A 17,723-nucleotide genomic window follows, 5' to 3' on the forward strand; every position below is an offset into this window, starting at 1 on the left:
CGTGACGGGGGATTCACGACCGGGGCGGTCTGGTGGTGGGCACGGACAGCGGTCGCCTCTCGGCGAAAGGCTCCACAGGGCTTCAGCCGAACGATCGTCCCTGTGGGCAGAAGGTGAGGCCCGGGGACACTGTCCCATCCGTACCCACGGATGGTTCAACGGGCAACTACCCTCTGGTGTTCCAGCCGCCCATGTGACCTGTACCACTCCCATGATGCTCAGGCCAGCGGGCTCCCGTCCAGCCGTTCGAGCAGGTCGGCGGGGTCCGCGTACACGAGCTCCGCCCCGGCCTCCTCCAGATCGGCCCGGGGAATCCCGCCGCACAACACCCCCACACAGCGCACCCCGGCCTTGACGCCCGCCCGCATGTCCCACACGGTGTCCCCGACGAACACCGCCCGCGAGGCCGGAACCCCGGCCAGCTTCAGCGCGTGCTGCACGGGCTCCGGGGCCGGCTTGCCCTCCTGTACGTCCTCTGAGCTCGCCGTGTCCGCGATCGCGTCGTCGGCGTCGATGGCCCGGCGCAGCGCGCCCAGCTCGGCGCCGCTCGCCGACGTGGCGAGGACGACCGTCCAGCCGTCCCGGTGCAGCCGGCGCAGCAGCTCCCCGGCCCTCGGCAGGGCGGGCAACCGGTCGAAGTACTGGCCGTACAGCGCTTTGTGTGCCGTGCTCAGCTCACCGTCCTGGTCCTTGTCGCGGCCGTCGCCCAGCAGGTGGGCGATCAGATCCGCGGAGCCGAGGCCGACGGCCCGGTGCACCGCGTGCATGGGCACGTCGTGTCCGGCCTGCCGGAACGCCTCCCACCAGGTGACGACGTGCAGGTGGTTGGTGTCGACGAGAGTCCCGTCGACATCGAAGACGGCGGCGCGCTCCATCCGGGTCCTCTCGTGGTTCTCGCTGCTCCTGCTGCACGCCGGGTACCACGCCGCCCAGATCAGGAACCCGCCGCGCGGGCCGGGACCCGGCCCTCCCGGGTCCAGGCCAGCAGCTCGTCGGCGGACCAGGTGGTCACCACCCGCTCGGCGGGCACACCGCACTCCTCGGCCCGGGCGCAGCCGAGGATCTGCCAGTCGAGCTGGCCGGGCGCGTGCGCATCGGTGTCGACGGCGAAGAGCACCCCCGCGTCCACGGCCCGGCGCAGCAGGCGGCGGGGCGGGTCCAGCCGCTCGGGACGGCTGTTGATCTCCACGGCCGTACCGGACTCGGCGCAGGCGGCGAACACCGCGTCCGCGTCGAACTCCGACTCCGGCCGCCCCCGGCCCGTCACCAGCCGCCCCGTGCAGTGCCCGAGCACATCGGCGTGCGGATCGCGCACGGCGGCCACCATCCGGCGGGTCATCGAGCGGGCGTCCATCCGCAGCTTGGAGTGCACCGACACCACGACCACGTCCAGCCGCTGAAGCAGCTCCGGCTCCTGGTCCAGCGAGCCGTCCTCGAGGATGTCGCACTCGATGCCGGTGAGCAGCCGGAACGGCGCCCAGCGGGCGTTCAGCTCCGCCACCACCGCCAGCTGCTCGCGCAACCGCTCCGGCGACAGGCCGCGGGCGACGGTCAGCCGGGGGGAGTGATCGGTGAGAGCGGTCCACTCGTGCCCGAGCCCGGCCGCCGCCCGCCCCATCTCCTCGATCGGGCTGCCCCCGTCGGACCAGTCCGAATGGGTGTGACAGTCGCCGCGCACCAGCGCCCGCAACTCCGCCCCGGCGTCCTCCGCCCCGACCGACACCCCGGCCTCCTCCTCCAGCTTCCGCAGATACCCGGGCACCTCCCCGGCCAACGCCTCCCGCACCACCTGCGCGGTCTTGGGCCCGACCCCTTTGAGCGCCTCCAGGGTCCCGGCCGCGGCCCGCTCGGCAACCTCGTCCGCGGGCAGCGCGGCCAGCGTCCGGGAGGCGGTCCGAAAGGCCTTCACCCGATAGGTGGGAGCCAAGGCCCGCTCCAGCAGAAACGCGATCCGGTCGAGGGCGGCCACGGGTTCCATGCAACCCAGGGTGCGACGGATGCCGGTCAGTGGCGCGGGGAACCGCGCGACAAGCCGCAACGCACCCGCGGACCGCGACGGCGTCCCACCACGCAGCCGAAAGCCGTTTGCCCACCCCACGCACGGGTACTGCGATGCCCACACACGCTGAGGAGGCCGCCCATGCCCCGCGCAGCGATCGTCACCGGCGCGGATTCCGGAATCGGCCGAGCCACCGCCGTACGCCTGGCCGAGGCGGGCCTGGACATCGGCATCACCTGGCACACCGACGAGAAGGGCGCCGAAGGCACGGCGGAGGAGGTCCGCGGCAAGGGCCGCCGCGCCGCCGTCGCCCGGCTGGACCTCACCCGGCTGCCCCAGGCCGCCGACACCGTGGACGAGCTGTGCGCCGAACTGGGCCGTCTGGACGTCCTGGTCAACAACGCCGGGACGGGCGTCATGACCCCGTTCCTCGACCTGACCCTCGCGGACGTGCGCCGGGTCCTGGACGTCGACCTCGTCGGCCCGTTCCTGTGCGGGCAGCACGCGGCCCGGCACATGATCCGGCAGGGCGACGGCGGCCGGATCGTCAACGTCACCTCCGTCCACGAACACCAGCCCCGGGTCGGCGCGGCACCGTACTGCGCGGCGAAGGGCGGGCTCGGGCTGCTCACGCAGGTCATGGCGCTGGAGCTCGCCGAGTACGGCATCACCGTGAACGCGGTCGCACCGGGCGAGATCGCCACCCCGATGACCGGCCAGGAGGACACCGACGTGCACACCGAGCGGAGGCCCGGCGTGCCGCTCGGGCGGCCCGGTGACGCCCGGGAGGTCGCCGCCGTCATCGCCTTCCTGGCGAGCCCGGACGCCTCGTACGTCACCGGCGCCTCCTGGAGCGTCGACGGCGGCATGCTCCGGATGGGCCCGCAGGCCGGCTCCCATCTGACCGGCGACGAATGGCGCCGGCCCTGAGACCATGCGCCTGCGGACCAGCTCCTGCGACGGGCCCGGCTACCGGCGCATCCGCTGCGGCCGGGGCTTCCGCTACGCCGACACCACAGGCCGGCCCCTCACCGATCCCGGAGAGCTCGCCCGGATCCGGGCCCTGACCATCCCGCCCGCCTGGCACGACGTGTGGATCTGTCCCTGGCCGGGCGGCCACCTGCAGGCCGTCGGCACCGACGACGCCGGGCGACGCCAGTACCTGTACCACGAGCAGTTCCGGGCCGAGCAGGAGAAGGCCAAGCACGAGCACGTGCGACAGGTCGCGCGGGCCCTGCCCGAGCTGCGGGGCAGGGTCGCCGTCGATCTCACGGGGCGCGGACTGAGCGCGACCCGGGTCACCGCCTGCGCGGTCCGCCTGCTGGACCTCGGCTTCTTCCGCATCGGCAGCGACCGGCACACCCGTTTCAGCGAGACGTACGGCCTGACGACCATGCTCCGTGAGCACGTCAGCTGCGGCCGGGGCGAGATCACCTTCAGCTATCCGGCCAAGGGCGGCGTGGAGACCGTCCGCGCCCTCGTCGACGAGCAGGTCCGCACCGTCGCGCGGGCGCTGCTGCGGCGCCCGCGCGGCGGCGACCGCTTCCTCGCCTACTACGCGCGCGGTCTCTGGCACGACCTGCACAGCGACGACCTCAACGAGGCGCTGCGCCGGCTGACCGGAACCGGTGTCACCGCCAAGGACTTCCGCCTGGCACGCCACCGTGCTCGCCGCCGTGGCGGTCGCCGTGACCGCCGAGAGCGGCCGGGCGAGCCGCACCGCCCGGCGCCGGCAGATCACCCGTGCGGTCCGCGAGGTCAGCCACTACCTGGGCAACACCCCGGCGGTGTGCCGGTCCTCCAACATCGACCCGGCCGTCTTCGAACTGTTCGAGGACAACGTGACCATCGCCCCCGTGCTCACCCGGCTGGGGGAGCACGGGGACTTCGGGCGCCCGGCCACCCAAGGAGCGGTCGAGGCGGCGGTTCTCGATCTTCTGGACGGCTGCGGCGGATGACTCGTCGGCGCCCGAAGCGTTCTACGCTGAATTGCATGACCGAACAAGGAGCCCCCTACATCTCCCATCCACGGGTCCTGGTGCACGGAGTGTGCCCGGGCAAGCCCGGCGAGCCGCCTTTCAGGATCATGGAGATCGACGGTCAGGTCATCGGTGAGGCCAGGACCGTCACCGACGTACTGGAGGCCGCCGCCTCGTACGGCATCACCATCCACGACCTGGACGACCCCGATGTGGTCCGCTGGGTCGGTGGTGGCAAGTACACCTGGACGCTGCACTGAGCGGCGCGCGGCTCAGCCGACCGTCCACTTCTGGTTGACTCCGCCCGTGCACGTCCAGATCTGCAGGCGGGTGCCGTTGGCCGAGTTGTTCCCGGTCACGTCGAGGCATTTGTTCGCCTGCGGGTTGACGATGTCGTGTGCTCCGGTGACGGTCCATTTCTGGTTCGGGCCGCCGGTGCAGTCCCAGAGCTGGACGGTCGAGCCGTCCGCGGTGCCGTTGTCCGTGACGTCCAGGCACTTGCCGAGCGCCCGGATCGTGCCGTCCGAGCCGACCGTCCACTGTTGCGCGGCCGTGCCGTTGCAGTCGTAGAGCTGCACCGGTGTGCCGTTCGCCGAGTTCGCGCCCGCCACGTCCACACACTTGCCGGCCAGACCGCGTATCGGCACCCCGGCCGCGCTGTCGCCCGTCGTCACCGACACCGAGTCCACCACCAGTTGCTGCGGGAACTGGGTGCTGGAGTCCGGGTCGCCGGGCCAGTAGCCGCCGACGGCCAGGTTCAGGATCAGGAAGAACGGCTTGTTGTCGAACACCCAGGTCTTTCCGCCGAGGTCGGCGGGCGTACGCCGCTCGTAGACATTGCCGTCCACGGACCAGGTGATCGAGCCGGGCGACCAGTCGACGGCGAAGGTGTGGAAGGCGTCCGCGAAGGCCTGTCCGTTCGGCAGGCTGTAGGCCGCGCCGATGCCGCCGGCGCCGGAGTAGCCGGGGCCGTGGATGGTGCCGTGCACGGTCGAGGGTTCGAAGCCGACGTTCTCCATCACGTCGATCTCGCCCGAGTCCGGCCAGTTCACGGGCGTGCCGAGCATCCAGAACGCCGGCCACATGCCCTGCCCGCGGGGAATCTTCATCCGCGCCTCGACGTGCCCGTACCGGGCGTCGAACTTCCCGGCGGTGTTCAGCCGGGCCGAGGTGTACTGGCACGTGCCGTACCAGCACTGGTAACCGGCCGGGTTCTCCTTGCGGGCCGTGATGACCAGGTGGCCCTGGCCGTCCAGGGCCGCGTTGTTCGTGCCCGAGGTGTAGTACTCCCGTTCGTGGTTGTTGACGTTGTCGCCGGTCTCCAGGTTCCACTTCGAGGAGTCGACCGCGGAGCCCGCGGGCCCGTCGAAGTCGTCGGAGAAGGTGGTGACGGTCGCCGCCGCCGGCGCTGCGGCCTGGGCCCGCGCCGGACCGACGGCGGCGGCACCGACCAGCGCGGCGGACAGCGCGGCGAGGAGACATCTGCGGAGCGTGCGTGAGGAGGCCATGGCTCTCCGTTCGGCGTGGGGGGTGAGACGCCTCTTGATTTAAGGAGTGAGGAAAGGGGTCGTCAATACCTTGGTGCAGACCTGCTCTTGACGAGCCGTCAGGCGCTCTGGGCGCACAACTGGTTTCCGTTCACGCTCCCGGGGCACTCCGGCTGCGGACCCGCGTGCCGCCGCCCCTGTGCGGGCCCGGCGGTGCTTGGATGCCCCGAGCGGCACACCGGACACTTCGCCGCGCATGTGTGCACGGCGGACCGAGGAGGTGGTCGATGACCCGGCGTACGGCCCCCCGCACGGTCCTCCTCGCCCTCGGTGAACTCCTCGCCTGGTGGGGAGCGCTGACACTGCTGTGGCTCGTGCTCATCACACCGGTCTACCCGCTGGAATGGGTCGTCGGCGGGAGCTCGGCGGCCGCCGGGGCACTGCTGGCACGGGCCGGCCGGCGGGCGGTGACCTGGCGGTGAACGGCTGGATCCTCGCGGCGGCCGTCGAACTGGGCGGGGGAGGGGCGGCCGCCCTGTGGGGCGTCACCACCGGCGGGCCGGCCCGCCGGGTCGTCGCGCAGAACATGACCACCTCGGCCCTGTGCCCGGCCCTGTTGCTGCTCTCCCAGGGCTACGGCCGCCCGGCCTACGTCGACCTCGCCCTGCTGTTCGCCCTGCTCGGCCCGGTCGGCACGCTCGTCTTCGCCCGCCTCCTCTCCGACGACCTGGAGGCGGAGCGGCCGAGCGCCTGGGGACTGACCTGGACCGCCGCCGCACTGAGCGCGGTGGTCGTGGCCGCCGTCTGCGCCGCCACCGGCCCCGGCCGTGCCATGGCGAAGCTGCTGGTCATCGGCGCCCTCCTGATCTCCGGCAACGTGATCGCCTCACGCGCGCTGTCCGGCGGGTTCCGGGGGGTGCGAGGTGGCTGACACAAGCCCGCCCGGCGCCCGGGCGACCGCGCCACCCGCATCCCGTCCGCACCGACGCGAGGCGGCAGACCAGCGCTCGGCAGGCGCTCGGCGCTGCGCGGCCGATGCGCTCGCGGGCCGTCCATGGGGATGCCCCGCGGGCGGGGCGGTTGCGGGAGCGTGCGAAGGAGCGCGTGGCGGCTGCTGTGTGGGGCGGTCGCCGGAGGGGGTGGCGGTCCGGGTGTCCGCGCGCCGGCCGACGGGATGCGCGGCGGCTGACGAACCGTCGGCGGGGCCGAGCGGAGGTGCGGCATGGATGATGCCGTGATCGTCGTCGCGCTGCTGCTGATGGCCGCCTCCGCCACCGCCGCCGTCGTCCAGCGCGACCCCGCACGCCAGGCGCTGGTGCTGTCCGTGCTCGGGTCCGTGCTGGCCGCCTTGTTCACCGTCCTCCAGGCGCCGGACGTCGGCCTGTCCCAGCTGGCCGTCGGTTCCGCGCTCACCCCGCTGCTGATCATGCTGAGCGTGCGCAAGGTCAGACGCCGTGGTCGCGCGGAGGACGGTGGTGCGAAGTGAACCGGCTGCGGCTCGCCCTGCTGGCCCTCGGCGGCGCCGGCCTGGCCGCCCTGCTCGTCGCCGCCTGCCTCGGCCTGCCCCGCTTCGGCGGCCGGAGCCATCCGTACGGCACCCGGGCCGTACACGCCTCTCTCACCCGGCGCACCGCCAACACGATCGCCTCCGTCAACTTCGACCAGCGCGCCTACGACACCCTCGGCGAGATGAGCATCCTGTTCGCCGCCGTCCTCGGCTGCGTGGTGCTGCTGCGTCAGGCCCGCGACGAGCACCGGGCCCAGCCGCAACCCGCCGAGGTGGCCCGCCCGGTCCGCCGTTACGCGCTGATCGTGCTGCCCGTCGCCCTGGTCACCGGCCTCTACGTCATCGCCCACGGTCAGCTCAGCCCCGGCGGCGGCTTCCAGGGCGGAGTCGTCGCCGCGACCGCCCTGCACCTGCTGTACCTCGGCGCCGACTACCACGCGCTGGAACGCATCCGCCCGCTCGCCGTCTACGAGGCCTCCGACTCGCTCGCGGTCTCCTCCTACCTCGTGCTGGGTGTCGCCGGTGTCCTGGCCGGCACCGCGTTCCTGGCCAACACACTGCTGCCGTACGGCACCTTCAACACCCTGTCGTCCGGTGGCACCGTTCCCCTGCTGAACGCGGCCATCGGCATGGAGGTGGCGAGCGCGATCATCGTGCTGCTCGCGAACTTCCTGGAACAGGCCGTCGAGATCGAGGAGGGGCAAGGGAGTTGACCACCGTGATGCACGTCCTTCCCTACCTGGTCGCCGCCTACGTCTTCCTGACCGGCTGCTACGGCCTCGCCACCAGCCGCAACCTCATCCACGCCGTCGGCTGTCTCGCGGTCTGCCAGTCCGCCACCTATGTGCTGCTGCTGGCGGTCGGGTACCGGGACGGCGGCACCGCACCCGTCTTCTCCGACATCAAGCCCGGCTCCCGGCCGGTGGTCGACCCGGTCGTCCAGGCGCTCACGCTCACCGACATCGTCGTCGGCGCCACCGCCACCGCGCTGCTGCTCGCCCTCGTCCTGCAGATCGCCAAGCGGCACGGCACGGTCGACCCCGACGAACTACGGGAGCTGCGCGGCTGATGCACCATCTGCTCCCGCTGCTCGTCGCGATCCCGCTGCTCGGCGCAGCGCTGCTGGTGGCCGTCGGCCGCCATCTGCCCCGGATCGCCGCCGACGTCACCGGCTTCGTGGTCGCCGGCGGTACGGCCGCCCTCGCGCTGGTGCTGCTGCTGAACTCCTCGCCGCCGATGGTCGAGTGGGTCGGCGCATGGCTGCCCGTCGACGGCGAGAGCGTCGGCATCGCCGTGGTCGGCGACGGGCCCTCGCTCGGCATGGCCACGCTGGTCTCCCTGCTGACGCTGGCCGCCCTCGCCTACTCCTGGCGCTATTTCGACGAACCACCACGCGGCCACCCCGGCGCGTTCACCGCGCTGATGCTGGTCTTCCAGGGTGCCATGTGCGGGTTCGCCATCGCCGGCGACCTGTTCAACGCGTTCGTCTTCTTCGAGCTGATGAGCGTCACCGCGTACGCGCTCACCGGCTACCGCATCGACGACGCGAAGGCCGTACAGGGCGCGCTGACCTTCGGTGTCGTCAACTCGCTCGGCGCCTACGCCATGTTGATGGGCATCGCACTGCTGTACGCCCGCACCGGCGAGCTGGCCATGGCGAAGATCGGGCGCGGTCTCGACACGGCGGCGGGCCACGGGGGAGCGGACCCACTGGTCCTCGCCTCCTTCGTGCTCGTGCTGACCGGACTGCTGGTGAAGGCGGCCGTCGTGCCCTTCCACTTCTGGCTCCCGGACGCCCACGCCGTCGCCCCCACCCCGGTGTGCATGCTGCTGTCCGGGGCCATGGTCGAACTCGGCGCCTACGGCGTCTGGCGGGTGTACGGCACCGTCTTCGCCGGCCCCGGCGGCATCCCCGCCGCCGACCTGACCCGGGCCCTGGTGACCCTCGGCGTGCTCACGGCCGCGACCGGTGCCGTCATGTGCTGGTACCAGCGGCACATCAAGCGGCTCCTGGCCTACTCCACCGTCGCCCACACGGGCCTGTTCCTCGTGGGCCTCGGCATCCTCACCCCGCAGGGCGACGACGGGGTCGCCCTCTACATCCTCGGGCACGCCGGAGTGAAGGCCGTGCTGTTCGCCTGCGCGGGCGTCCTCCTCGACCGGTACGGTTCCGTCGACGAGCACGCGCTGCACGGCCGGGCCCGCGAACTGCACGCCACCGCGGTGATGTTCGCCGTGGGAGCCCTCGGCCTCGCGGGCCTGTTCCCGTTCGGTACGGGTCTCGGCAAGGCGGTCACCGAGGAGGCGGTCGGCGGGCCGCTCACCGTGGTGTACGTGGCCGCCTCGGCGATCACCGCCGGCGCCGTCCTGCGCGTCACCGCACGGGTGTTCCTCGGCCTCGGACCGCGGCCCGAGGAAGCCCACACCGAGCTGGAGACCAGCGGAGCCGGGGAGGAGCCCGAGACGACCGGGCCGCTGAGCCGGATCCCGGACACCATGACGACGGTCCCCGCCGTGCTGCTCGCCGCCGCCCTCGCCGTCGGAGCGGTCCCCGGATTCGGCGACATGGTGGCCCGCTCCGTCAACGAGGCCGGATCGGGCGGCGCCCAGGCCTCGGCGCAGTGGACGGCGCACGGCATCCTGCTGAGCCTCGCCTCCACCGCGCTGGCCGTGGGCCTCGCCGGCCTCGCGGTGACCCGCCCGCACTGGACCGCCGCCCCCGACTGGGCACGGCCCCTGCGCCGGCTGCAGTCCGGCCATGTCGGTGACTACGTGGCCTGGCTGCTGGTCGGCGCCACGGCGCTGGGGGCACTGGCCCTGCCGGCGGTGCTCGGCGGCTGACCAGGTGACCGTGCGTACGCTGTCGGAATCCTGGGCATGACGAAATCAAGCCTCGGGTAAGGAACCGTCTTTCACGGTGCAAATTCCATGTTGTGTGATTAAAGAAATACCCTCGGTGAGGTGAGAGTTTCCTTGAAGGGTGTTGTAACGGCGTGGTCGAGGCACGCGGTTGACGAAGACTGCTGCGCATGGCCACGAACGTCCTCGACGCAACGGCGCCCACCGGTGCCGTCCGCCGCGCACCCTGGCGATCCCCGGCGGACGAGCCCGCGTACGCGCGCCCGGCGCTGCTGCTCCTCACCGCCCTCGCCGCCGTTCTCTACAGCTGGGGCATCGATCACAGCCAGTACCACACGTTCTATGCGAGCGCCGCCCGCAGCATGACGGAGAGCTGGAAGGCGTTCTTCTACGGCTCTTTCGACCCCGGGAATTCCATCACGCTCGACAAATTGCCGGGATTCCTGTGGCCGCAGGCGCTCTCCGCGAGGCTTTTCGGATTCCATCCCTGGGCGCTGGTCCTGCCCCAGGTCCTGGAAGGAGTGGCCAGTCTGCTGCTCCTCCACCGCCTGCTGCGCCGCTGGGCCGGGGTGAACGCGGCGCTGATCGCCTGCGCGGCCTTCCTGGCGACCCCAGTGGCGGTCGGGTTGTTCCGCACCGCGGTCGAGGACCCCGCGTTCACGCTGTGCCTGCTGCTGGCGGCCGAGGCCACCCAGCGCGCCGCCCGTGACGGCCGGCTGCGCCCGCTGCTGGCGGCCGGTGTCTGGGTCGGCCTCGGCTTCCAGGCCAAGATGCTGGAAGCGTGGGCCGTACTGCCGGCGCTCGCCCTGGTGTACCTGCTGTCGGCACCCCTCACGCTGCGCCGCCGCCTGTGGCACCTCGGAGTGACCGCCCTGGTGGTGACCGCCGTGTCGGCGTCGTGGATGCTCGCCGTCACCCTCACACCGGCCAAGGACCGGCCGTATGTGGATGGCACCACCAACAACTCCGCCTTCAGCATGGTGGTCGGCTACAACTTCCTGAACCGCTTCTCCTCCCTCGGCATCAGCGCGGCCTCCACGGGCAGCGTGAGCGCGACCCAGGGCGGCGGAGGCGGCCATAGCCTCGCCGGACACGGCTTCGGCGGCGCGGGTGGCACGGATGCCGCGCTCGTCCGGGACGCTCGCGGACCGGCGGTCACGGCCGCGGCCGGGGCGCGCGCCGGCCGGCCGGGCGCCGGCGGCTTCGGCGGTGACCAGAACGGCTGGTCGAAGATGTTCGGTACGGCGCTCGCCTCCCAGACCGGCTGGTTCTACCCGATCGCCGCGGTGGCCGCGATCTGCGGACTGCTGTGGCGCCGGGGACGGCCGCGCACCGACCGCCTGCGCGCCGGATACGTCCTGTGGACCACCTGGCTCGCTCTGTACTTCCTGGTCTTCAGCGCCGGAAGCGTCGCCGGCCACACGTACTACATGGGTGTGATCGCGGTACCGCTCGCCGCGCTCACCGGCGCCGGGACCGTGCTGATGTGGCGCGCCCTGCGAGCCGGCGGGCCCCGCGCCTGGGCCCTGCCGGGTGCGGTGGCGGCGACGGCCGCCTGGAGCGTGTATCTCGCCGGCCGGTTCCCGTCGTTCCTGCCCTGGCTCGCCCCCGCGGTCGCCGTGCTCGGCATCGCCGCCGTGCCGCTGCTCCTCCTCGCCCGGCCCGGCCGGCCGAGCGCCGCGGGCCGGATCGCGCTCGCCGGGCCGGCCGCCGCCCTGGCCGCCCTGCTCCTCGCGCCGAGCGCATGGGCCGTACAGGTCTTCAACCCGAGTTACCGCACCTCCATCATGGGCACCGTCGGCCCGTCCGCCATGAGCCGTGGCTTCGGAGCAGGGCGACCGGGGCCGGGGCGGTTCGGCCAGGCCGCCTGGGCCGGCGGCCCGATGCCTTGGCAGCCGGCCCGCGGCGGCGCGCGCGGCCAGGGCCGGACCGGGTTCGGCGACTGGGGCGGCTTCCCCGGCCGCGGCGCCGACGGCAGCTCACTGACCGCGGACCAGCGCCGGGTGCTGGACTACACCCGGGCGCACCAGGGCTCCGCCACCTACGCGTTCGCCACCAGCAGCTGGAGCACCGCGTCGCCGTACATCCTGGCGACCGGCGCCCGCGTCCTGCCGCTCGGCGGGTTCAGCGGCCGGGTGCCGTTTCCCACCCAGGCGCAGTTCCGGCGGCTGGTCGACGCCGGCGAGGTGCACTACGTGCTGCTGGGCGGAGGCCGCGGCATCGGGCCCGCTTCCGCACGCACCGGGAAGACGGCCGCCGCGCAGATCACCACCTGGGTGCGGTCCGCCTGCACCGAGGTGCCGGCCGCGGCCTACGGCGGGACGACTCCCCTGAGCGACGCGCGGACGGCCACCGTCCAGACCCTCTACCGGTGCGGCCCCGGTCGGTAGCATGATCCCGGTCCTGCGGTGATCGGGCGAGGAGCGGATCATGCGAGACATCGCCGTCTTCAGCGGCAGTGCCCATCCCGACCTGGCCCACGAGGTCTGCGCGCACCTCGGCGTGCCGCTCAGCCCCACCCGGATCAGCCGGTTCGCCAACGACTGTCTGGGGGTGCAGCTCCAGGCCAACTGCCGGGAGCGGGACGTCTTCCTGATCCAGCCGCTGGTCCGGCCGGTGCAGGAGCACCTGGTGGAGCTGCTGCTGATGTGCGACGCCGCCCGGGGCGCCTCCGCGGCCCGGATCACCGTCGTCATGCCGCACTACTCCTACGCCCGCTCCGACAAGAAGGACGCGCCGCGCATCTCGATCGGCGGCCGGCTGGTCGCCGATCTGCTGGTGGCGGCCGGCGCGGGCCGAGTGCTCGCCATGACCCTGCACTCCCCGCAGGTGCACGGCTTCTTCTCGGTGCCGGTCGACCATCTGAACGCGCTGCGCGAACTCGCCGCGCACTTCCGGCGGTACGACCTGACCCGCACCACGGTCGTCTCGCCGGACCTCGGCAACGCCAAGGAGGCCGCCGCCTTCGCCCGGCTGATCGGGGCTCCGGTGGCGGCCGGTGCCAAACAGCGGTTCGCCGACGACCGGGTGAGCATCAGCTCGGTCATCGGAGATGTCACCGACCGGGACGTCATCGTGCTGGACGACGAGATCGCCAAGGGCAGCACCGTGGTGGAACTCCTGGCCCGGCTGCGGGAGTTGGGCGCGCGGACGATCCGGGTGGCGTGCACGCACGGGCTGTTCGCGGCGGGTGCGCTGAAACGGCTGAGCGATCAGCCGGACGTGCTGGAGATCGTCTGCACCAACACCGTGCCGCTCCCTGAGGAGGAGGAGCACACCGGCAAGCTGCGTGTGCTCTCCATCGCCCCGGCCCTCGCCGAGGCGGTTCGGCGCATTCACAACGGTGAATCGGTCAGCGCCCTGTTCGAGCAGTCGTAGCCAGGGCCGCGTCCAGCGTCGGGTGCGGTGGCAGCAGCCGGGACAGACCCGTGACCCGGAAGACGCGCAGGGTCAGCGGATGCGTGCACACCAGGTGGACCTGTCCGCCGCCGTCCAGCACCCGGGCGCGGGCCCGGTACAGCAGCCGCAGCCCCGAGCAGTCGAAGAACTCCACCGACCGCAGGTCGATGACGACCCGTGCCCCGGGCCGGCCGGTGACCCGGTCCAGCGCGGGGCCGATCTCGGTCGCCGAGAGCAGGTCGATCTCGCCCCGCAACTCCAGCACCGTGTGCGCCCGGTGTTCGTACACACGGAGGTGAGGGGTGAGTGGTGCAGGCTCGTCTCCCACGACGGCATCACCTCCCACCCGCGCCCGGACGACGGTCTCCCGATCGTCAAGTTACCCTCGATGGAAGGAATTTGAGCATGTTCGGTTGACATATGTCTTCGAGTTTGAAGCGTGTCGCCCGGTAACCCCGGTCGGTCCGCCCGGTGTTGCCGCTCAGTCGACCAGAAGGACCAGCTTGCCCGCCGTCCGTCCGGTGTCGCCCACTTCGTGCGCCTTCGCCGCCTCGGCCAGCGGGAACGTCCCGGCGATCGTCGCCCTCAGCTTTCCGGACTCCACCAGCTCCGCGATCGTCTCCATCCCGGTCCGGTCGGCGTCCACCAGCATGCGCACCGCCCGTACGCCGAGCCGCTCGGCCTCGTCGTAGAACTCCCGCGAACCCACCGGCAGGATCGACACCACGACACCCCCCGGCCGCAGCACCTTCAGCGACTCGACGGAAGTGTCCCCGCCGAGCGTGTCCAGGACCACGTCGACGTCCCGTACCGCTTCGGTGACATCGGTCGTCCGGTAGTCGACCGGCTCGTCCACGCCGATCTCCCGCAGGAAGTCGTGCTTGCCCGCGCTGGCCGTGCCGATCACGTACGCACCGCGCGCCTTCGCGATCTGCACCGCCACATGCCCGACCCCGCCGGCAGCCGCGTGGATCAGCACCCGCTGCCCGGGTCGTACGTCCGCGTGCTCGGTCAGCGCCTGCCAGGCGGTCAGGGACACCAGCGGCAGGGCGCCCGCCTGGGCGTGGTCGATCGAGGCCGGCTTGGGCGCCAGGGCACGGACCGGGGCGATCACATACTCGGCGTGCGAGCCATGGCCGTAGGGGTAGGGCAGCATGCCGAAGACCTCGTCACCGGGCGCGAAGGCGGCCACGCCGATCCCGGTCTCGGCGACCTCGCCGGAGACGTCCCAGCCGAGGACGAACGGTGGCTCGCCCAGGAAGCCGCCCGTCGCCCGGTGCTTCCAGTCGGTCGGGTTGACCCCGGCCGCCCGGACCCGGACCAGCACCTGGTTGGGGCCCGGCTTCGGCCGTTCCACCTGTACTTCCTTCAGGACCTCGGGACCGCCGAGGATGTCCTGGCTGATGGCTCGCATCGTGTTCACATCGCTCATGGTCACCCAGCCTGCCGGGTCCGCCCCGCATGGGAAATGGCATGATTGCCAAGCTTCGATAGGATCGTGCCATGCCCGACATGCAGTTGCGCGCCCGGCGCCCGGAGCGCGTGGTCGTCCTCGCCCTCGACGGCGTCTATCCCTTCGAGCTGGGCATCCCCAGCCGCATCTTCGGCGCCGCCGACGGTCACTACGAGGTGCTGACGTGCACGGTCGACGGCCGTCCGGTGCGCACCAATGCCGACTTCACGATCGGTGTGGCACACGGCCCGGAGATCCTCGGGACGGCGGACACCGTGGTGATCACCTCGATGCCGCCCGCGTACATCCCCGCCGAACTGCCGGACGAGGTCGCCGCCGCCCTCGCCCGCATCCGCCCGGACGCCCGGATCGTCTCGATCTGCACGGCCGCGTTCGTGCTCGCCGAGGCCGGCCTGCTCGACGGCCGACGGGCCACCACGCACTGGCAGGTGGCCGACGTGTTCCGTCGCCGCTTCCCGAAGGTCGACGTCGACCCGGACGTCCTCTTCGTCGACGACGGCCGCATCCTCACCTCCGCCGGAGCCGCCTCCGGCGTCGACATCTGCCTGCACATCGTCCGCACCGACCACGGCAGCGAGCTGGCCAACTCCGTCGCCCGCCGCTGTGTCGTCCCGCCGTTCCGGGACGGCGGGCAGGCCCAGTACATCGAGCAGCCGGTCCCGGTCAGCGGCGCGGCGAGCACGGCCGCGACCCGTGCCTGGGCCCTGGAGCGCCTGGACGAGCCGCTCACTCTCGCCGACCTCGCCGGCCACGCCCGGATGAGCCTGCGCACCTTCGCCCGCCGCTTCAACGACGAGGTCGGCCTCAGCCCGGGCCGCTGGCTGATCCAGCAGCGGGTCGCCCGCGCCCGGCATCTGCTGGAGTCCAGCGACCTGCCGGTGGACCGGATCGCCGCCGAGGTCGGCTTCGCCACCGGAGCCTCGCTGCGCCAGCACCTGCACGCCGCGATCGGGGTGTCCCCGCAGGCGTACCGGCGGACGTTCCAGCAGACCCGCTGAACGTTCTGGCCCGGCCCGGCGTCGAAGAACCGCATCATGGCACCGACGTAGGGGGCGGGAATGCGCAGAGGGTTGGTGGCGGTGACGGTACTGGCGGCCGTGGCGACGGCGGGGTGCGACGACGGCAGCGGTCCGGAGCGGGTGGTGGAGGGAACCCCTCCGGCCCACCCGTACCACGGTCCGCTGGACGTGCCCACCAAGGAGCTCGACGGCAGCGGCGCCCGCGCGCCCTGCGCCTGGCCTCCGGCGCCGCCGGCCGGGCGCTGGAGTGCGACGGGGAGATCCACGAGGGCTCCGGACCCGACGGATGGGCCGCGTCCGAGGGCGGCGGCACACCCGGCGGAGCCGAGGCCTGGCCCCGGCTGAAGCAGGGCGTGGGCTGCAAGTGAGCCGTCACCCGGCCGCGTACACCCGCTCCCCGCCCACATAGGTGAGCGCCACGGCCGTCTCCGCGATCGCCTCCGGCGGACCGGCGAACGGATCGCGGTCCAGCACCACCAGATCGGCGAGTGCGCCGACGGCCACCCGGCCGGTGTCGTCCAGATGGTTCACATAGGCGGACCCGGCCGTGTACGCCGTCAGCGCGTCCGCGAGGCCGAGCCGCTCCCGAGGCAGGAACACCGGGCCGGTGCCGCCCGGTTCGACCCGGTTGACCGCCACATGGATGCCCTGGAGCGGATCGGGGCTGCTCACCGGCCAGTCGCTGCCCGCCGCGAGCCGCGCTCCCGAGCGCAGCAGCGCGCCGAACGGGTACTGCCAGGCGGCCCGTTCGGGCCCGAGGAAGGGGATCGTCAGCTCGTCCATCTGCGGCTCGTGCGCGGCCCACAGCGGCTGGACGTTCGCGGTGGCGCCGAGCCGGGCGAAGCGGGGCACGTCGTCCGGATGCACGACCTGGAGGTGCGCGAGATGCGGCCGGGTGTCGCTCGGCCCGTTCGCGGCGCGGGCCGCCTCGATCGCGTCCAGCGCGTCGCGAACGGCACGGTCGCCCAGGGCGTGGAAGTGGCACTGAAAGCCCAGGGCATCCAACTCGGTGACGAACTCGGGAAGTTGCTCAGGTTCGATGAAGCTCTTGCCGCGGTTGCCGGTGGCGCACCCGCACCGGTCCAGATAGGGGTCGAGCAGCGCGGCCGTGCCGTTCTCGGCGACCCCGTCAAGCATCAGCTTCACCGTGCCCGCCCTGAACCGGCCGTGGCTCAACTCGGCACGCTTCTCGACAAGTTCGGGGATCTGCTCGGCCCCGTGTTCCCGGTCCCACCACAGCGCGCCCCGCACCCGCGCGGTGAGCGAGCCGTCCCGCGCCGCCGCGCGATACGCCTCGGCCGGGTCGTCCATGCCGAGGAAGTCACCGACCAGCGCGTCCTGCCAGGCGGTGATGCCGAGCGCGTGCAGATGCCGCTGGGCGTGCAGCAGCGCGGCCAGCCGGTCGGCCGGTATGGCGGGCGGGGTGAGCCGGCCGACCAGCTGCATCGCACCCTCCTGGAGCGTGCCGCTGGGTGCTCCGGAGGCGTCCCGCTCGATCCGCCCGTCGGCCGGGTCGGGCGTGTCCCGGTCGACCCCGGCCAGCTCCAGCGCCCGGCTGTTGACCCAGGCGCCGTGGTGGTCCCGGTTGGGCAGATACACCGGCCGGTCCGGTACCACCGCGTCCAGCAGTTCCTTCGTCGGCGTACCGCCCGCGAACGCCTCCATCGACCAGCCGCCGCCCAGAATCCACTCCCGCTCGGGATGGGCCTCGGCGTACGCCCGTACGGCGGCCACGGTCTCCGCGGCCGTCGCCCGGCCCGACAGATCGCACTGGGCCAGCTCCAGGCCCGCCGGCACCGGATGGACATGCGCGTCCTGGAAGCCGGGGAGCAGCAGCCGTCCGGCGAGGTCGACCACTTCCGTGCGCGGCCCGGTGAGGTCGCGCAGCTTGTCGTCCCCGACGGCGGTGATCCGGTCCCCGGTGACGGCCACGGCGGTTGCCGTACGGCCGTCCGGGGTGAGGACGGGGCCGCCGGTGAAGAGGAGGTCAGCGTGCATGA

General features: G+C 72.6%; 17 protein-coding genes and 1 pseudogene. 12 read left to right on the forward strand and 6 right to left on the reverse strand.

What is annotated here, in order from left to right; all coding sequences use genetic code 11:
* Window positions 1-218 precede the first annotated feature (218 nt).
* Both ACFYOH_RS14125 and ACFYOH_RS14130 read right to left on the reverse strand, forming a co-directional pair.
* Window positions 219-875, reverse strand: a complete 657-nt coding sequence (locus tag ACFYOH_RS14125) for an HAD family hydrolase (protein ID WP_388625234.1) — start codon at window positions 873-875, stop codon at window positions 219-221.
* A gap of 59 nt (window positions 876-934) precedes the next feature.
* Window positions 935-1,978, reverse strand: coding sequence for a PHP domain-containing protein (locus ACFYOH_RS14130; RefSeq protein WP_388625237.1), 1,044 nt, complete (start codon window positions 1,976-1,978; stop codon window positions 935-937).
* 162 nt (window positions 1,979-2,140) lie between these two features.
* Here ACFYOH_RS14130 and ACFYOH_RS14135 point away from each other — a divergent pair, with 162 nt between their 5' ends.
* From ACFYOH_RS14135 to ACFYOH_RS14145, 3 genes and pseudogenes are all read left to right on the forward strand, one after another.
* Window positions 2,141-2,929, forward strand: coding sequence for an SDR family oxidoreductase (locus ACFYOH_RS14135; RefSeq protein WP_388625240.1), 789 nt, complete (start codon window positions 2,141-2,143; stop codon window positions 2,927-2,929).
* Between the two features lie 4 nt (window positions 2,930-2,933).
* Window positions 2,934-3,957 (forward strand): annotated as a pseudogene (locus ACFYOH_RS14140) (DNA topoisomerase IB).
* A 35-nt stretch (window positions 3,958-3,992) separates the two neighbouring features.
* On the forward strand, window positions 3,993-4,238 hold the full coding sequence (locus ACFYOH_RS14145; RefSeq protein ID WP_388625243.1) for a hypothetical protein: 246 nt from the start codon (window positions 3,993-3,995) through the stop codon (window positions 4,236-4,238).
* 12 nt (window positions 4,239-4,250) lie between these two features.
* On the opposite strand, the gene ACFYOH_RS14150 is transcribed toward ACFYOH_RS14145, so the two are convergent.
* Complete coding sequence (locus ACFYOH_RS14150; protein WP_388625246.1) at window positions 4,251-5,486, reverse strand: lectin; 1,236 nt, start codon at window positions 5,484-5,486, stop codon at window positions 4,251-4,253.
* A 266-nt stretch (window positions 5,487-5,752) separates the two neighbouring features.
* Here ACFYOH_RS14150 and ACFYOH_RS14155 point away from each other — a divergent pair, with 266 nt between their 5' ends.
* From ACFYOH_RS14155 to ACFYOH_RS14190, 8 genes are all read left to right on the forward strand, one after another.
* Window positions 5,753-5,947, forward strand: a complete 195-nt coding sequence (locus ACFYOH_RS14155; RefSeq protein ID WP_388625248.1) for a hypothetical protein — start codon at window positions 5,753-5,755, stop codon at window positions 5,945-5,947.
* Window positions 5,944-6,396 (forward strand): MrpF/PhaF family protein, encoded by a 453-nt coding sequence (locus ACFYOH_RS14160; protein ID WP_388625251.1) that lies wholly within the window; start codon window positions 5,944-5,946, stop codon window positions 6,394-6,396. Before ACFYOH_RS14155 ends, ACFYOH_RS14160 begins: the two co-directional genes overlap by 4 nt.
* 291 nt (window positions 6,397-6,687) lie before the next feature.
* Window positions 6,688-6,951, forward strand: coding sequence for a Na(+)/H(+) antiporter subunit B (locus ACFYOH_RS14165; RefSeq protein ID WP_388625254.1), 264 nt, complete (start codon window positions 6,688-6,690; stop codon window positions 6,949-6,951).
* Window positions 6,948-7,685 carry an MnhB domain-containing protein gene (locus ACFYOH_RS14170; protein WP_388625256.1) on the forward strand — a complete coding sequence of 246 codons (738 nt, stop codon included), beginning with the start codon at window positions 6,948-6,950 and terminating at the stop codon, window positions 7,683-7,685. The genes ACFYOH_RS14165 and ACFYOH_RS14170 overlap by 4 nt, the downstream gene beginning before the upstream one ends.
* An 8-nt stretch (window positions 7,686-7,693) precedes the next feature.
* Window positions 7,694-8,041, forward strand: coding sequence for a sodium:proton antiporter (locus tag ACFYOH_RS14175; RefSeq protein WP_388625950.1), 348 nt, complete (start codon window positions 7,694-7,696; stop codon window positions 8,039-8,041).
* Window positions 8,041-9,813 carry a complex I subunit 5 family protein gene (locus ACFYOH_RS14180; protein WP_388625258.1) on the forward strand — a complete coding sequence of 591 codons (1,773 nt, stop codon included), beginning with the start codon at window positions 8,041-8,043 and terminating at the stop codon, window positions 9,811-9,813. The genes ACFYOH_RS14175 and ACFYOH_RS14180 overlap by 1 nt, the downstream gene beginning before the upstream one ends.
* 188 nt (window positions 9,814-10,001) lie before the next feature.
* The gene (locus tag ACFYOH_RS14185) at window positions 10,002-12,221 is read left to right on the forward strand and encodes an ArnT family glycosyltransferase (protein ID WP_388625261.1); all 2,220 of its coding nucleotides are present in this window, start codon (window positions 10,002-10,004) and stop codon (window positions 12,219-12,221) included.
* A gap of 40 nt (window positions 12,222-12,261) precedes the next feature.
* Window positions 12,262-13,209: a ribose-phosphate diphosphokinase gene (locus tag ACFYOH_RS14190; protein WP_388625264.1), complete on the forward strand. Its 948-nt coding sequence runs from the start codon at window positions 12,262-12,264 to the stop codon at window positions 13,207-13,209.
* Here the strand turns inward: ACFYOH_RS14190 and ACFYOH_RS14195 are convergent.
* Both ACFYOH_RS14195 and ACFYOH_RS14200 read right to left on the reverse strand, forming a co-directional pair.
* Window positions 13,184-13,558, reverse strand: a complete 375-nt coding sequence (locus ACFYOH_RS14195) for an anti-sigma factor antagonist (protein ID WP_388625267.1) — start codon at window positions 13,556-13,558, stop codon at window positions 13,184-13,186. The genes ACFYOH_RS14190 and ACFYOH_RS14195 overlap by 26 nt on opposite strands.
* A 153-nt stretch (window positions 13,559-13,711) precedes the next feature.
* Complete coding sequence (locus ACFYOH_RS14200) at window positions 13,712-14,662, reverse strand: NADP-dependent oxidoreductase (RefSeq protein WP_388625270.1); 951 nt, start codon at window positions 14,660-14,662, stop codon at window positions 13,712-13,714.
* Window positions 14,663-14,733: 71 nt separating this feature from the next.
* On the opposite strand from ACFYOH_RS14200, the gene ACFYOH_RS14205 reads away from it, so the two are divergent.
* The gene (locus tag ACFYOH_RS14205) at window positions 14,734-15,702 is read left to right on the forward strand and encodes a GlxA family transcriptional regulator (protein ID WP_388625273.1); all 969 of its coding nucleotides are present in this window, start codon (window positions 14,734-14,736) and stop codon (window positions 15,700-15,702) included.
* 393 nt (window positions 15,703-16,095) lie between these two features.
* On the opposite strand, the gene ACFYOH_RS14210 is transcribed toward ACFYOH_RS14205, so the two are convergent.
* Window positions 16,096-17,721, reverse strand: coding sequence for an amidohydrolase (locus tag ACFYOH_RS14210; protein WP_388625276.1), 1,626 nt, complete (start codon window positions 17,719-17,721; stop codon window positions 16,096-16,098).
* Between the last annotated feature and the right edge of the window lie 2 nt (window positions 17,722-17,723).

This window comes from Streptomyces sp. NPDC007856 (assembly GCF_042868225.1).
Lineage (GTDB): Bacteria > Actinomycetota > Actinomycetes > Streptomycetales > Streptomycetaceae > Streptomyces.

Coding starts and splice junctions, on each gene's coding strand:
- ACFYOH_RS14165 (WP_388625254.1), top strand. CDS start 6,688: ATGGATGATGCCGTGATCGTCGTCGCGCTGCTGCTGATGGCCGCCTCC.
- ACFYOH_RS14205 (WP_388625273.1), top strand. CDS start 14,734: ATGCCCGACATGCAGTTGCGCGCCCGGCGCCCGGAGCGCGTGGTCGTC.
- ACFYOH_RS14190 (WP_388625264.1), top strand. CDS start 12,262: ATGCGAGACATCGCCGTCTTCAGCGGCAGTGCCCATCCCGACCTGGCC.
- ACFYOH_RS14180 (WP_388625258.1), top strand. CDS start 8,041: ATGCACCATCTGCTCCCGCTGCTCGTCGCGATCCCGCTGCTCGGCGCA.
- ACFYOH_RS14185 (WP_388625261.1), top strand. CDS start 10,002: ATGGCCACGAACGTCCTCGACGCAACGGCGCCCACCGGTGCCGTCCGC.
- ACFYOH_RS14175 (WP_388625950.1), top strand. CDS start 7,694: ATGCACGTCCTTCCCTACCTGGTCGCCGCCTACGTCTTCCTGACCGGC.
- ACFYOH_RS14210 (WP_388625276.1), bottom strand. CDS start 17,721: ATGCACGCTGACCTCCTCTTCACCGGCGGCCCCGTCCTCACCCCGGAC.
- ACFYOH_RS14200 (WP_388625270.1), bottom strand. CDS start 14,662: ATGAGCGATGTGAACACGATGCGAGCCATCAGCCAGGACATCCTCGGC.
- ACFYOH_RS14155 (WP_388625248.1), top strand. CDS start 5,753: ATGACCCGGCGTACGGCCCCCCGCACGGTCCTCCTCGCCCTCGGTGAA.
- ACFYOH_RS14135 (WP_388625240.1), top strand. CDS start 2,141: ATGCCCCGCGCAGCGATCGTCACCGGCGCGGATTCCGGAATCGGCCGA.
- ACFYOH_RS14145 (WP_388625243.1), top strand. CDS start 3,993: ATGACCGAACAAGGAGCCCCCTACATCTCCCATCCACGGGTCCTGGTG.
- ACFYOH_RS14150 (WP_388625246.1), bottom strand. CDS start 5,486: ATGGCCTCCTCACGCACGCTCCGCAGATGTCTCCTCGCCGCGCTGTCC.
- ACFYOH_RS14130 (WP_388625237.1), bottom strand. CDS start 1,978: ATGGAACCCGTGGCCGCCCTCGACCGGATCGCGTTTCTGCTGGAGCGG.
- ACFYOH_RS14125 (WP_388625234.1), bottom strand. CDS start 875: ATGGAGCGCGCCGCCGTCTTCGATGTCGACGGGACTCTCGTCGACACC.